The organism is Sphingomonas sp. DG1-23 (assembly GCF_030730875.1).
Classification (GTDB): domain Bacteria; phylum Pseudomonadota; class Alphaproteobacteria; order Sphingomonadales; family Sphingomonadaceae; genus Sphingomonas.
Map to the genome: position 1 here is coordinate 464,415 of NZ_JAVAMA010000001.1, position 13,485 is coordinate 477,899.

15 protein-coding genes are annotated in these 13,485 nt (G+C 67.7%); 7 read left to right on the forward strand and 8 right to left on the reverse strand.

Annotation, left to right across the window (positions count from 1 at the left end):
* Positions 1-7: 7 nt before the first annotated feature.
* The 5 genes from Q9Q95_RS02045 to Q9Q95_RS02065 all read right to left on the reverse strand — a co-directional run bounded on the left by Q9Q95_RS02045 (position 8) and on the right by Q9Q95_RS02065 (position 5,117).
* On the reverse strand, positions 8-1,351 hold the full coding sequence (locus tag Q9Q95_RS02045; protein WP_306093392.1) for a gluconate:H+ symporter: 1,344 nt from the start codon (positions 1,349-1,351) through the stop codon (positions 8-10).
* Positions 1,351-2,466 carry a Gfo/Idh/MocA family protein gene (locus Q9Q95_RS02050; RefSeq protein ID WP_306093393.1) on the reverse strand — a complete coding sequence of 372 codons (1,116 nt, stop codon included), beginning with the start codon at positions 2,464-2,466 and terminating at the stop codon, positions 1,351-1,353. The genes Q9Q95_RS02045 and Q9Q95_RS02050 overlap by 1 nt, the downstream gene beginning before the upstream one ends.
* Before the next feature lie 89 nt (positions 2,467-2,555).
* Positions 2,556-3,890, reverse strand: coding sequence for an ATP-binding protein (locus Q9Q95_RS02055; protein WP_306093394.1), 1,335 nt, complete (start codon positions 3,888-3,890; stop codon positions 2,556-2,558).
* Positions 3,887-4,612: a response regulator gene (locus Q9Q95_RS02060; RefSeq protein ID WP_306093395.1), complete on the reverse strand. Its 726-nt coding sequence runs from the start codon at positions 4,610-4,612 to the stop codon at positions 3,887-3,889. The genes Q9Q95_RS02055 and Q9Q95_RS02060 overlap by 4 nt, the downstream gene beginning before the upstream one ends.
* Before the next feature lie 139 nt (positions 4,613-4,751).
* Positions 4,752-5,117, reverse strand: coding sequence for a hypothetical protein (locus Q9Q95_RS02065; RefSeq protein WP_306093396.1), 366 nt, complete (start codon positions 5,115-5,117; stop codon positions 4,752-4,754).
* Positions 5,118-5,320: 203 nt separating this feature from the next.
* Between Q9Q95_RS02065 and Q9Q95_RS02070 the strand changes: the two genes are divergently transcribed.
* Positions 5,321-5,782: a hypothetical protein gene (locus tag Q9Q95_RS02070; protein WP_306093397.1), complete on the forward strand. Its 462-nt coding sequence runs from the start codon at positions 5,321-5,323 to the stop codon at positions 5,780-5,782.
* 12 nt (positions 5,783-5,794) lie between these two features.
* On the opposite strand, the gene recN is transcribed toward Q9Q95_RS02070, so the two are convergent.
* Together recN and Q9Q95_RS02080 are read right to left on the reverse strand one after the other, a co-directional pair.
* Positions 5,795-7,456 (reverse strand): DNA repair protein RecN, encoded by a 1,662-nt coding sequence (gene recN, locus Q9Q95_RS02075; protein WP_306093398.1) that lies wholly within the window; start codon positions 7,454-7,456, stop codon positions 5,795-5,797.
* 50 nt (positions 7,457-7,506) lie between these two features.
* On the reverse strand, positions 7,507-8,313 hold the full coding sequence (locus tag Q9Q95_RS02080) for an outer membrane protein assembly factor BamD (RefSeq protein ID WP_306093399.1): 807 nt from the start codon (positions 8,311-8,313) through the stop codon (positions 7,507-7,509).
* 160 nt (positions 8,314-8,473) lie between these two features.
* On the opposite strand from Q9Q95_RS02080, the gene Q9Q95_RS02085 reads away from it, so the two are divergent.
* From Q9Q95_RS02085 to Q9Q95_RS02095, 3 genes are all read left to right on the forward strand, one after another.
* Positions 8,474-9,298 (forward strand): class I mannose-6-phosphate isomerase, encoded by an 825-nt coding sequence (locus tag Q9Q95_RS02085; RefSeq protein ID WP_306093400.1) that lies wholly within the window; start codon positions 8,474-8,476, stop codon positions 9,296-9,298.
* Between the two features lie 119 nt (positions 9,299-9,417).
* Entirely contained in the window at positions 9,418-9,969 is a 552-nt protein-coding gene (locus Q9Q95_RS02090) for a glycine zipper 2TM domain-containing protein (RefSeq protein WP_306093401.1), read from the forward strand.
* Positions 9,970-10,077: 108 nt separating this feature from the next.
* Entirely contained in the window at positions 10,078-10,824 is a 747-nt protein-coding gene (locus Q9Q95_RS02095; RefSeq protein WP_306093402.1) for a hypothetical protein, read from the forward strand.
* Here the strand turns inward: Q9Q95_RS02095 and Q9Q95_RS02100 are convergent.
* Positions 10,821-11,048: a hypothetical protein gene (locus Q9Q95_RS02100; protein ID WP_306093403.1), complete on the reverse strand. Its 228-nt coding sequence runs from the start codon at positions 11,046-11,048 to the stop codon at positions 10,821-10,823. The two genes, Q9Q95_RS02095 and Q9Q95_RS02100, sit on opposite strands and share 4 nt — an antisense overlap.
* A 117-nt stretch (positions 11,049-11,165) precedes the next feature.
* Between Q9Q95_RS02100 and Q9Q95_RS02105 the strand changes: the two genes are divergently transcribed.
* Genes Q9Q95_RS02105 through Q9Q95_RS02115 form a run of 3 tightly spaced genes read left to right on the forward strand, consistent with a single transcriptional unit; the run spans position 11,166 to position 13,448 of the window.
* Positions 11,166-11,906, forward strand: a complete 741-nt coding sequence (locus Q9Q95_RS02105; RefSeq protein WP_306093404.1) for a hypothetical protein — start codon at positions 11,166-11,168, stop codon at positions 11,904-11,906.
* Positions 11,907-11,964: 58 nt separating this feature from the next.
* Positions 11,965-12,342, forward strand: coding sequence for a fluoride efflux transporter CrcB (crcB, locus tag Q9Q95_RS02110; protein ID WP_306093405.1), 378 nt, complete (start codon positions 11,965-11,967; stop codon positions 12,340-12,342).
* A complete protein-coding gene (locus Q9Q95_RS02115; protein WP_306093406.1) occupies positions 12,339-13,448 on the forward strand; it encodes an RluA family pseudouridine synthase in 1,110 nt (369 codons plus the stop codon). Before crcB ends, Q9Q95_RS02115 begins: the two co-directional genes overlap by 4 nt.
* The last annotated feature ends 37 nt before the right edge of the window (positions 13,449-13,485 follow it).

Sequence of the window (13,485 nt, forward strand, 5' to 3'; positions counted from 1 at the left end):
GGCTCTCCTATACGAACGGCCAGATCAGCAGCGCTATGCCGAAACTGGTCAGCCCGGCGATCGTCGCACCGATCGTCCAGCTGCGGAAGGTCTGGGCCTCGGTCAGCCCGAGATATTGCTTCACCAGCCAGAAGCCGGTGTCGTTGACATGGGATGCGATCGTCGCCCCGCCGCCGATCGCGATCGTCACCAAGGCGATGCGGCTCGGGCTGAGCGCCGCCGCAGTGATCAGCGGTCCGGCAAGGCCGGCGGCGGTCACCATCGCGACGGTCGCCGAACCCTGCGCGATGCGGACGAACGCCGCGAGCAGGAAGGCGAAGACCGGGACGGAGACCTGCGCCGCGGTGACCAAAGCGGTGATCTGCTGCCCTGCCCCCGATTCGATCAGCACTTCCTTGTACGCCGCGCCCGCGCCGATGATCAGCACCATCAGCCCGGCAGGCTCGAGCGCGCGGGTCATGATGCTCGACAGCGTCGCCCAAGGGGCGTTCTCGCGCACCCGCAGCCAGCCGGTCACCGACAGCGCGGCCAGCATCAGCGCAGTGAAGGGATGGCCGAGGAACAGCAAGAAGGTCTTGGCCGGCCCCGGCGCCATCGCCTGCCCCGCCACTGCCGCGATCAGGATCAAGGCGAGCGGAAACAGCATCGCGAGCAAGGCGGGCAGGAAGCCGATCGGGCTGGTCTGCGGCGCGCCCTCGTCGAGCATCGGCGGTGGCGTCTGGTCGCCGAAGCCGGGGGCGCCGTGGAACATCTTGGCGAACACCGGCCCCGCGAGGATCGCCGAAGGAATGCCGCAGATCAGCCCGTAGAATGCGAGCAGCCCGTAATCGGTGTGGATCAGCTCGGCGACCGCGACCGGGCCGGGATGCGGCGGCAGCAAGGCGTGCATCGTCATCAGCCCGGCGAGCAGAGGCAGCGCGAAATAGGTGACCCGGCGCCCCGCGCGGATCGACAGCGTGGCGAGCAAGGGCGCGAGGATGATGAACGCCACGTCGAAGAACAAGGGCACGCCGACCACGATGCCGACCGCAGTGAGCGCCCACGGCACCCGCTTCTCGCCGAACAGATCGAGCAGCCGGTGCGCGATCGCGTTGACGCCGCCGCTTGCCTCGAGCAACCCGCCCAATACCGCGCCGAGCCCGATGACCACCGCGACGAAGCCGAGCGCCTCACCGGTGCCTTTGCGGATCGCCGCGATCACCGATTGCGGCTCGCCGCCAAAAGCGAGCCCCGTGATCAGCGCGACGAGCAGCAGCACGAGGAACGGCTGGAGCTTGAAGCGAAGGACGAGAACGATCACCGCGACGATGCTCGCGGCGACGATCGCCAGCGTGTACCAGGGTTCGGGCATCAGGCTTTGGCCATCCGGATCGCCTTGCCTTCGCGCGCCGAGCGATAGATCGCCTCGATCAGCCGCATGTCCCTCAGCCCTTCCTCGCCCGCGACGATCGGCTCGCGGCCGCTGATCGCGCATTCGGCGAGATGATCGAGCTGCGCCACGAACTGGTTCTTCGCGGGCGCGGGCAAGGTCACCTGCTCGGTCTTGCCCTTCTTGCGGGTCCACATCGTATGGCCGTCATAGGGCGTCGCCGGCTCCATACCGACCCAGCCCTCTGTCCCGGTCGCGCGCCACGCATTGTGGTTCGAGCTGTAGCTCGACACGCACATGGCGAGCGCGCCCGAGGGATAGCGCATCTGCCAGTCGATCCGATCCTCGACGTTGCGGAAGCGCGGGTCGCTCCTGTCGGTCGATTCCATCGCGCTGACTTCGATCGGCTCCTCGCCCGCGAGATAGCGCGCGGCGTTGAGGCTGTAGATGCCGATGTCCATCATCGATCCGCCGCCCGACAAGGGCCGGTCGAGCCGCCACTGATTGGGCTGGGCATTGAAGCCGTGCTCGGAGGCGATCAGCCGCGGCCGGCCGATAAAGCCGGTCTTGATGAGCTCGATGCCATGACGGTTGTACGGCTCGAAATGGCTGCGATAGCCGATCATCAATTTCTTGCCGGCCTTCCTCGCCGCGGCGATCATCGCCTCGCATTCGGCCGAGGACACCGCCATCGGCTTTTCGCACAGCACATGCTTGCCTGCCTGGCTGGCGCGGATCGAATATTCGGCATGGAGCGAATTGGGCAGCACGACATAGACAAGGTCGATGTCGGGATTGTCGCGGATGCTGTCGTAATTGGCGTAGCTGTAGCGATGCGTCCTGGGGACGCCGTATTCGGTGCCGTAGCGTTCGAGCTTTTCGGGCGTCCCGCTGACCAGAGCCGCCAGCTTCGCGAACTCGCAATCCTTCAGCCGCGGCATGATCTGGCGGGTGGCGTAGCTGCCCAGCCCGACGATCGCATAGCCGAGCTTGCGCTTCGGCGGCTCCTGCGCCCGGCCGCACGCCGGCAGCGCCGCCGCCAGCAATGCAGCGCCCGAACCGGCCAGGATCTCGCGGCGGCTTTGCCCGTTGCCCATCACCCTCTCCTCTGTGCCCGCAGACAGAGGGAGCGCTATCATGATGGCAAAGGGCCGCGAAAGGCCTTCGTAGTCGTAGGTCGGACGGCTCAGATCGGCAGGCGCACGGTGGCGACGAGCCCGCCGCCCGCCCGGTTGGCCAGATCGACCTCGCCGCCGTGCGCCCGCGCCACCGCCCGCGCGCTCGGCAGCCCCAGCCCGACTCCGCCGGTGTCGCGGTTGCGCGAGCGCTCGCCGCGGAAGAAGGGCTCGAAGACGTGGTCGAGATCCTCCGCCGGGATGCCGGGCCCGCGGTCGCGCACTTCGAGCACGGCATGATCGTCGACCGGCGCGAGCGAAACCTCGGCTCCCCCGGCATATTTGACCGCGTTGGTCACGAGATTGGTCACCATCGCCTTGATCCCCGCCGGATTGGCATTGAGCACCACGGGTTCGCCGGGCGCGAGCGTCACTGCCTCGCCGCGATCGGCGAGATCGTCGACCACGGTCTCGGCGAGCGAGCGCAGGTCGAGCGGCCGGCGCACCGGCGGCTGGCTGGTCTCGCGGACATAAGCGAGCGCCGTCGACACCAGCCCCTGCATATCGCGAATATCGGCTTCGCAGGCACGGCGCAGATCGTCGGGTGCCGCCTCGAGCCGCAATCCCAGCCGCATCAACGGCGTGCGCAGGTCGTGCGCCACTGCGCTCATCACGGTGGTGCGATCGTCGACATAGCGATTGAGCCGCGACTGCATCGTGTTGAACGCCGCCGCCGCCTCGGCGATCTCGCCAGGGCCTTCGAGTTCGAGCGGCGGCGCGCGCGGATCGCGCCCCAGCCGCTCGGCAGCGGCCGCGAAGGCGCGGATCGGCTTGGCGAAGCGATGCGCGAGCGCCCAGGCGAACGGCGCAACCGCGACCGCCGAGACGAACAGCCACGCCAGCACGAACCAGCGCCACGGCTCGAAGCCCTCGATCGGCTCAACCCGCACCCATTGCCCGTCGGGCCGGCGCCACGACGCCACGAACCCGCCGATCACGATCACTTCGCGCGCCGCTGCGGCGCTGGCCGGCGCACGCGGACGCGGCACCGCCGAGCGTTCATAGGTGCGTTCGCGCTGGAGAAACGGCGTAGGAAAGCTGATCCGCACCGAATCCGTGCCGGTGCCGAGCGCCGTGGCGAGCGCCAGCTCGATACGCTCGCTGCGCGGATTCCACAGCGCCGGTTGTACCTCGGGCACGCGTTCGACCTCGAGTTCGCCGGTGGGATCGGCCCCCTGCCCGATCGCATGGACGATCTGGCCGATGGTATAGAGCTTGGCCGACGGGGTCTGGACCGCGATCAGCAGCGTCAGGTTCATCAGCTGGACCACGGCGACGCAGACCAGCATCAGCAGGAAGATGCGCAGGAAGAGCGGCGAGCGCGCCGCGCTCCCGGCTGGGATCATGCGCGCACGACTCGCGGGACGAACAGATAGCCTTCGTTGCGGACGGTGCGGATGATCTCGTCGCCGCCGGCGCGCAGCTTCCGCCGCAGCCGGCTGACCTGTACGTCGATCGCGCGGTCATAGGCATCCGAATCGGGTCCGCGTGCAGCCTGGAGCAATGCCTCGCGGGAGAGCACCCGTCGCGGCCGCTCGATGAACACGCGCAGCACGGCGAACTCGCCGTCGGTGAGGCCGACCAACACGCCGTTCGGATCGAACAGTTCGTGGCTGCCGAGATCGATTCGCCAGCCGTCGAAGCCAAAGACCTCGCTCGCCGGCGCCGGGCCGGCGCCGCCGCGCTTGCGCAGGGCCGCGCGCACGGTGGCGAGGATCTCGCGCGGACTGCACGGTTTGGGCAGATAATGGCCCGCGCCGACCTCGAGCCCGAGGATGCGGTCCTGCTCCTCGCCGAGCGCGCTCAGCAGGATCACTTCGGGTCCGTCGCGGCGCGCGATGCGGCGGCAGGCGGCGATGCCGTCCTCGCCCGGCATCATCACGTCGAGGATCACGCAATCGACATGGGTGCGCGCGAGAACTTCGTCCATGCCGCGCGTGTCGGCGGCGGTCTCGACATGGAAGCCGCGCGCGCCGAGGCTGTTGGCGAGCAGGTGGCGAATGTCGTTGTCGTCGTCGACGACGAGCAGGGTCGCCGAATCGGCATGAAGCTGGGCGGTACTGGCCATGTTTCCATAATAGGAACGATGCGTCTGGATTGCTGCCCTAATTTTTCTTTTGGCAACAATGGCTTGTCCGTACGGTCCACGCGGAGACGGGCCCCGCCGTCGCTGGCGGAGCCCGTCCCGATCGATCTATGTCGGTCGATTAGCGGCCGCGGCGGCCGTTGCGGTCGTGCTTCTCGATGCGGATCCGCGCCGAGAGCGCATCGAAGCGGCGGTCGAGGTCGCGGCGTTCGGCGAGAGTCAGCCCCGGGCGGGTTGCCCGATAGCGCGCTTCGAGCCGGGACAGCGCACGGAACTCGCCGCGCAGCCGGGTCGCCTCGGCCCGCGACAGCGCACCCGAGCGGATGCCCTGATTGATGCGGGCGTCGAGCCGCGCCTGGCGTGCGTTGATGTTCTGCCAGCCGGCCTGATAGCTCGCGGCGTGCGGCGCCGGGGCGGCGATGGCGGTGGCGGGGACAGCCGCGGCGGCGATGCCGAGGCCGGCGAGCATGAGCGTGAACTTCTGCATGTTACTCTCCTTTTGAACGGGACCGCGGCTGCGGTCGAAGGGCGTTATCAAACGCGCGCGTCACGCAAGTGTCCCATCGTCCGGGCTTTTGTGTCGCATTTTGTCGCAAAAGCGGGATCAGGCTGAACCGGGGTTCAGAAATCGTCGATTTGGGACTCATATTGTCGCCATGAATCGCGCTATAATCACGACAAGCTCGCAGCATGATCGCACCTTTCCTCCTTTCGGCTTCGCCCGCACCGGACATTTGCGGCGTGTTGGAAGTCGCCTATGCGGCCGCGATCGAGAGCAGGGTGCCGGCCAGCCCGGTGGACGTTCAACCTTCGTGGCGGGAGCTTGCGCTCGAGAAGTTCGTCCCGGATTTCATCGCCCGCACCACGCTTTCGAAAGGCGAAGTTGCGGATCTCGTGGCGCATCAGGGGATGCATCGGGAAAAAGGATTTCGCGCCCTGTGCCTTTGGCAGGCCAGGCCCATGCCTGCGAAGGATTATGAAGGCCACCAGATGAAGGTGTCGTTCAGCAGTCCGATCTTCTCCGGTGATATGCGGCTGGCAGTGGTGGAGGTGTCGTTCCAGGAACCGGGCTTCGGTTACGGTTCTTTCTGCGTCCTTCGCGGCGGGCGAGGCGCGTGGTCCGCGCAATGCCATCCTGACTGGATAACCTAGAACAGCTTCGCCTCATGCGGCGAGCAGCCGCTCCGCCTGCGCCCGCGCTTCGGGCGTGATCTCCGCACCCGACAGCATCCGCGCGATCTCCTCGCGGCGCTGTCCGGCGTCGAGCGGGGTCACGCCGGTGCGGGTGACCACGCCGTCATGGCTCTTGGCGATGAGCAGATGCTGTGCGCCGCGCGCCGCGACCTGCGGACTGTGCGTCACCACGAGGACCTGCGCGGTCGAGGCGAGCCGGGCGAGGCGGTCGCCGATCGCGCTCGCCACCGCGCCGCCGACGCCGCGATCGATCTCGTCGAAGATCAGCGTGCCGGCGCCGCCTTCCTCGGCCAGCGCAACCTTCAATGCGAGGATGAAGCGCGACAGTTCGCCGCCGCTGGCGATCTTGATCAGCGGCGCGAACGGCGCGCCCGGATTGGTCGAGACCGCAAACTCGACCCGGTCCATCCCCGCGGGCGACCAGGCATTCTCGTCGAGCGGCTCGACGATCGTCCGGAAGCGTGCGGCGTCGAGCTTCAAGGGCTTGAGCTCGGTCTCTACCGCGACATCGAGCCGCGTGGCGGCGAGGCTGCGCGCTTCCGACAGCGTTCGCGCCGCCTCGCGATAGACGCGATGCGCTTCCGCCGTTGCGAGTTCGAGCCGCGCGATCCCCGCGCCGCCGCTCTCCACCCGGTCGAGCCGGGCGGCCAGTTCCTCGAGCAAGGCCGGCAGGTCGTCGGGCTGGACCCGGTGCTTGCGCGCCAGCCCCCGCAGCTCGAACAGCCGGGACTCGTCGGCTTCGAGCGCGCCGGGATCGAAAGCGAGCGCTTCCGCCGCCGCGTCGATCCGGTCCTGCGCCTCGGCGCCTTCGTTGATCGCGCGGTCGATCGCCGCTAGCGCCTCGGCGAGCGCATCATGGCTGTCGGCAATCCGTTCGAGGATGCGCGCGGCCTGACGAAGCTGGCTCAGTCCGCCCTCCGATCCTTCGAGCAATTGCGCGACCGACTGGAGTTCGCCGGCGACCTTTTCGCCGCGCTGCATCGTCGCCCGGCGTATCGCGAGACGCTCCTCCTCGCCCGGCTCGGGGGCGAGCGCGCGCAGCTCGGTCACGGCGTGGCCGAGCCATTCGCGGTCGCGCTCGGCGACGTCCTGCTCGGCGCGCGCCACTGCGAGCGCATTCTCGGCGTCGCGCCAGATGCGATGCGCCACGGCGACGGGCCCGGCATCGAGCCGGCCGAAACTGTCGAGCAAGCTGCGATGCCCGCGCGGATTGAGCAGGCCGCGATCATCATGCTGGCCATGGATCTCGACGAGATGCGGGGCGAGCTCGCGCAGGAGGCCTGCCGATGCCGGCTGATCGTTGACGAAGGCACGGCTGCCACCGTCGGACTTGACGATGCGGCGGACGAGCAAGGGCTCGCCGGGTTCGAGGTCGAGCCCGTTCTGCGCCATCAGATTGGCGATCGCGCCGTCGCGCTCCGGAGCCTCGAAGCTGGCGGTGACGACGGCCTGGCCAGATCCCTGGCGCACCAGTCCGCTCTCGCCGCGCGCGCCCAGCGCCAGCCCCAAAGCATCGAGCAGGATCGACTTGCCCGCGCCGGTCTCGCCGGTCAGTACGCCCAGCCCCTCGCCGAACTCGAGGTCGAGCGTCTCGATCAGCACCACGTCGCGGATGGAAAGCGCGGTCAGCATGCGCCGCCCCTATCGCAGGAACGGAGAGAGAACGGAAGCGCTAGCGAGCATCAGCTCGCGGCGGTCTGCGCCTTGGCGAGCTTGTCCTGATTGTCCTGCATCAGGTCGTACGCGCGCTTGTACCAGTCGGTGCCCGGATAATTGGCGCCGAGCACTGCCGCCGCCTTCTGCGCCTCGCTCGGCATGCCCAGCGACAGGTAGCTCTCGGTCAGCCGCAACAGCGCCTCGGGCACATGCGTGGTCATCTGGTAATTCTCGACGACGTTGCGGAAGCGCATCGTCGCGGCGAGCCACTGGCCGCGGCCCTCGTAGAAGCGGCCGATCTCCATTTCCTTGCCGGCGAGATGATCGCGGACCAGATCGATCTTGAGCCGCGCATCGGCGGCATAGCGGGTGTTCGGATAGCGGCGGGTCAGTTCGCCGAGCGAATCGAGCGCCTGCTGGGTGATCTTCTGGTCGCGGGTCACGTCGGCGACCTGCTCGTAATAGCTGAGCGCGATCAGATAATAGGCATAAGGCGCGTCGCGATTGCCCGGATGGACCGCGAGGAAGCGCTGCGCCGAAGCGATCGACTGCGAATAATCCTGGTTCAGATAGTAGCTGAACGCGCCCATCAGCTGCGCGCGGCGCGCCCATACCGAATAGGGATGCTGGCGCTCGACTTCGTCGAACAGCGCCGCGGCGAGCTTGTACTGGCGCTGGTCGAGCCGTTCCTTGCCGGCGCTGTAGAGCGTGCCGACGTCGCGCGCGACATAAGGAAGATCCGAGCGCGGGCCGCGCTTGGCGCAACCGGCGACCGAGAAGGCAAGCACCGGGACAAGGGCGAGCGCGAGCGCGCGAGCAAAGGGAGTACGCATATGCAGGGGGTCTTAGCCGAGCGGGGTGGCGTCAAACAATCCTTTTCGCGGCGTCTTTGTGGCGGGCAGACACGCGCCCGCAATTGGGCTGGCGCAGCGGATCGGTTGGCGGCATTGGTGCGTTGCACAATTCATTGCGCATCCGAACCGGAGAATTTGAGTGACCGCGACGCTTCTCGCCACCCATCGTGTCGAAAAACCTTGGGGGCGCCACACCCTGTGGCCGGGGTTCGCCGATCCCGCGCCCGATCAGGAGCCGGTGGGCGAGATCTGGTTCAAGACCCCGGGCAATGCCACGCCCGACCTGTTGATCAAATATCTGTTCACCAGCGAGAAATTGTCGGTGCAGGTCCATCCGAACGACGAACAGGCGCAGGCCAAGGGGCTGCCCCGCGGCAAGGACGAATGCTGGGTGATCCTCGACGCCGAGCCCGATTCGACGATCGCGCTCGGCACCAGGCGGCCGGTCGATCGCGAGACGCTGCGCGCCGCCGCGCTCGACGGATCGATCGAGGATTTGCTCGACTGGAAGCCGGTCAAGGCCGGGGACTTCTTCTATTCGGCGTCGGGCACGGTCCATGCGATCGGCGCCGGCATCACGCTGGTCGAGGTCCAGCAGAACAGCGAGACGACCTATCGGCTCTACGATTATGGTCGCCCGCGCGAATTGCATCTGGACGACGGCGTCGCCGTCTCCGATCCGGTCCCGTACGTGCCGCATCCGATGCCGGGCAAAGTGGCCGAGGATCGCAACATCCTCGTCGAAGGGCCCAAATTCGTGCTCGAACGCCTCGAAGGCGGCCATCATAAATTCGCATTGCCCGAAGGCGCGAGCGGCTGGCTCGTTCCGCTCGCCGGCGCCGGCGTGGTCGACGGCGTGGCCTTTCGTGCCGGCGAGTGCGTGACGCTGGAGGGGGCATGCGATCTGCATGCGGAAACGGGAAGCGACCTGCTCCTCGCTTATCCGGGCGACCGCCGTTTTTGAGCGGCGGGCCATATGTCCCTGACATGAACGACGGGTAGTTTCGCATTCACGCAACCGGGGAGCGCGTCGATACGTTTGGATCGGTACCTGCAACCAAATAATAATCAGGAGCAGATCCCATGCGTATGCTTTTTGCAGCGGCAATCGCCGCCGTGGCCATTCCGGCCCTCCCCGCCATGGCGCAGACCCCCCGCCAGGAATATCGCGAAAATGTGCGCGAGGCCCAGCGCGACTGTAACCGCGAGCTGCGCCGCGCCGACAGCCGCCGCGAACGCGAGCGCGAAATGCGCGAATGCCGCCGCGAGATGCAGCAGGCCCAGCGCGAATATCGCCGCGACAGCCGCGATTGGCGCCAGTATCGCAACTATGACTACAACCGCCTGCCCCGCGGACAGAACGCCTATTATGCGGACCAATATTATCGCGACGGGCGTTACTATCGCGAGCGCCGCCTGAGCCGGAACGACCGCATCTATCGCGGCAATGACGGGCGCTATTATTGCCGTCGTTCGGACGGCACGACCGGTCTGATCGTCGGCGGCGTCGCCGGTGGCCTTCTCGGCAACACCCTGTCGAACGGCCGCAACGCGACGCTCGGCACGTTGCTCGGTGCAGCCGCAGGTGCGGCGCTGGGTTCGTCGGTCGACCGCGGCAACGTGCGCTGCCGCTAAACGTCTCTGCCACGCAGGCGAGAGAGGCCCGGCGCTTCGGCGTCGGGCCTTTTCTTTTGTCGGCCGCAATGCTCGAATACGAGGTTCAAGGTTCGACCCGGAGCACCGATGTCCGTCAGTTTCTTCCTCGCCATGATGCTGCTTCCGCAAAATTCGGTCGATGCCGCGGGGGATCGGCTCGTGCCTTTGGTGTCGGCGCAGGGGCGGTCTTGCACGCCGAACGGGCGCTGGTGCGTCGCGCTGGCCGAGCCGGAGGACGATCAGGTCTTGCCGCGCGTCCACGCCGGCGCCGTCTCTACGCCCATGCCGCCGCCCGCCGAGGAATTCTCGAACGAAACACATACGGTGTGGCCCAACCTGGTCCTGCTGAAGGACGGCGGCTTTCTGGCCGGGGTCGAGGCGCGAACGAGCACTGCCTATTCGGGAGGCGGCGGCAGCGCCACCGAGCTGCGGCTGTTCCGCATTTCCACGGACGGGCAAGCTGCAGCGACGCCCGTGCTGCGGGTTCCTGTCGCCGCGTCGTTGTTGATCCGCGCCTGTTTCGGCGAACGCGACATGAAGAATCGGCGCGGTGCCTGCCACGACGAATACAGCTATTCAGGCGACCTCGGTCTGGCCGGTGAAGCGGCGGAAGGCCTGCCGACGCTCGCCTATCGCAGCGAGGCGAACGCTTTCCCGCGTGGGGTTTCGCGGATGGAGGATTCCAACGCCAAACCGCGGCTGAAGAAATCGGACCTCGTTCGGGAGCGCGATCCCGAATGCAGCTTCTCACGACGATTTCGCTTCGATGCCGCCGCGGGCGGCTATGCGCCCGATGCGCCGCTGCCCGATTGCTCGGCCTATACGGTGCCCTAGATCAGCCCACCGGTGAGGAAAAGCCGCAGCCCGCTGACCAGCAGGATCAGCAAATTGAGGTTGCGCCCGGCATTGCTGCTCGACAGCATGCCGATCACCGTGCCGACCAAAGCGAGCGGAAACGCGATCCAGTTGAGCAAGGGCACCAGCGGGAACGGGATGATCCCGACCAGCGCGAACAATCCGGCGAGCAAACCGATCAGGATGGAGACGATGTTCAGCATGCCGGCAACATGGGGACCCCGAGGTGTGTTGGCAAGCTAAAGCGCGCTTCGCCTCGTCCCCAACGCTTCCTTAACCCTGCTGGCGCATGACGCAGACGTCAAAGGAGCGTCTTTCGCATGGTCCGCACCGTCGGTTTCATCCTGTTCGTCTTCCTGCCGCTGGCGCTCGCCGGCTGTGGCGGGCCGGGCAATGCCAACAACATGATGAGCGATGCCGAGCTCGGCAATGCGGCCGACCCCGCCGTGACCGCCGCGCTGCAGGACCAGATCATGGTCGATCCCCAGCTCGGGCGCCAGGCCAATGCCGACGCGATCCGGCCGCCGAATCAGCCTTATTCGGGCGGGATCCCGAACGACGCGGTCGCCGCCAACGGCAGCAAGGTCGACACCGCGGGGTTGCTGAAGGCTCCGGCGCCGGTCGCCGCCGGCAAGGATTGCCCGCAATGCAAGGCGGCGCGCGAGGCAGCCACGCTCGGCGGAATCGCCGCGCGACAGAAGAACGCCCGGATCAGGGGCTGCGCCGGCGCGCTGCAATATTCGGCACGCTGGGCGCAGCGGCTTCCCGCCGATCTGCCGCTCTATCCGCAGGCGCGGGTGACCGAGGCGGCGGGCGCGCAGGGCGGCAATTGCGCATTGCGCGTGGTCAGCTTCTCGGCCGCCCAGCCGATCGATGCGCTGCTCGACTGGTATTACACCAAAGCGACGCGCGCCGGATATAGTTCGGAGCATCAGCTCGACGGCGCGCAGCACATCCTCGGCGGCACCCGGAACCGCGACGACGGCGCCTATGTGCTGTTCCTGACCGCGCGCAAGGACGGCGGCACCGACGTGGATCTGGTCGCCAACAACGGCAGCTGACGCCACCCGCATCAACAGCGCGGTTCCCCTGAGAGGCAATCCGCGCTACCGGCCGCTAATGCCTTCACTTCTTCTCGTCATGCTCGGCGGCGCGTTCGGCGCCGGCGGCCGACATCTCGTCGGACGCGCGACGCTCGCCGCGTTCGGCCCGAACTATCCCTGGGGCACGCTCGCCGTGAACCTGATCGGCGGGCTCCTTATGGGCCTGCTTGCCGGCGGCCTGGTCCGGTTCGGCGCGGCGGGCGAGCAATGGCGGCTGCTGCTCGGCGTCGGCGTGCTCGGCGGCTTCACCACTTTCTCGGCTTTCTCGCTCGACGCGATGCTGATGCTCGAGCGCGGCGACTGGGGCACGGCGCTCGGCTATGTCCTCGCCTCGGTGGTCGGCTCGATCGCGGCGCTCGCTTTGGGGCTCGGCGTGGCGAGGGCAGCGGCATGAGCGGCGACGTCCGCCAGTTCATCGTCGGTATGGATGATGACGGCATCCGGCTCGATCGCTGGTTCAAGCGGCATCTTCCCGACACCAGCTTCAACCTCGTCTCGCGCTGGGCGCGCACCGGCCAGCTCCGCGTCGACGGTGCGCGCGCCGATCCCGGCGACCGCATCGCCGCCGGTCAGACGATCCGCGTCCCCCCGGCCGAGCCGGCCAAGGCCGGCGCCGCCAGGCCGAGGCCCGATCGGCCGCCGCTCAGCGACGACCAGATCGCCTTCGCTCGCGAAATGGTGATCCATCAGGACGCGCAGGCGATCGTGCTCAACAAGCCCCCCGGCCTCGCCACGCAGGGCGGCACCAGGACGACCGAGCATGTCGACGGTCTGCTCGACGCGCTCCAGTTCGAGGCCGAAGGGCGTCCCAAGCTGGTCCACCGACTCGACAAGGACACCAGCGGCGCGCTGCTGCTGGCGCGCACCGCGCGCGCCGCCGCCTTCTTCTCCAAGCATTTCTCCGGCCGCAGCGCGCGCAAGCTCTATTGGGCGCTCGTCGTCGGCGTGCCCGACATCGAGGACGGGCTGATCGAGCTGCCGATCGCCAAGCAGCCCGGCACCGGCGGCGAGAAGATGCATGTCGACATGAAGGAAGGCCAGCCGAGCCGCACCCGCTATCGCGTGATCGAGCAGGCCGGCAACCGCACCGCCTGGGTGGAGCTCCAGCCGCTCACCGGCCGCACCCACCAGCTCCGCGTCCATATGGCGGCGATCGGCCACCCGATCGTCGGCGACGGCAAATACGGGCTGCAAGAGGCGTTCCTGACCGGGGGCATTTCGCGGAAGATGCACCTTCACGCGCGGCGAATTCGGATCGATCATCCCGACGAAGGCAAGATCGACGTCACCGCCGAATTGCCCGCGCATTTCGCCGAATCGATGAAGACGCTCGGCTTCGACATGGCGCTGGGCAACACCAATGCGCTCGACGATCGCCCGCCGATGACGCGCGAGCAGAAAAAGGCGCAGGGGCGCGCCCACGCCAAATCCATGCGCAAGGAGCGGCGCGGCGAGCGGCGCGGCCGCGGCGAGACGAAGCCCACGAAGCCGAAGAAGTGATGCACACGCAAAATTCCTCCCCGAGCTCGTCTCGGGG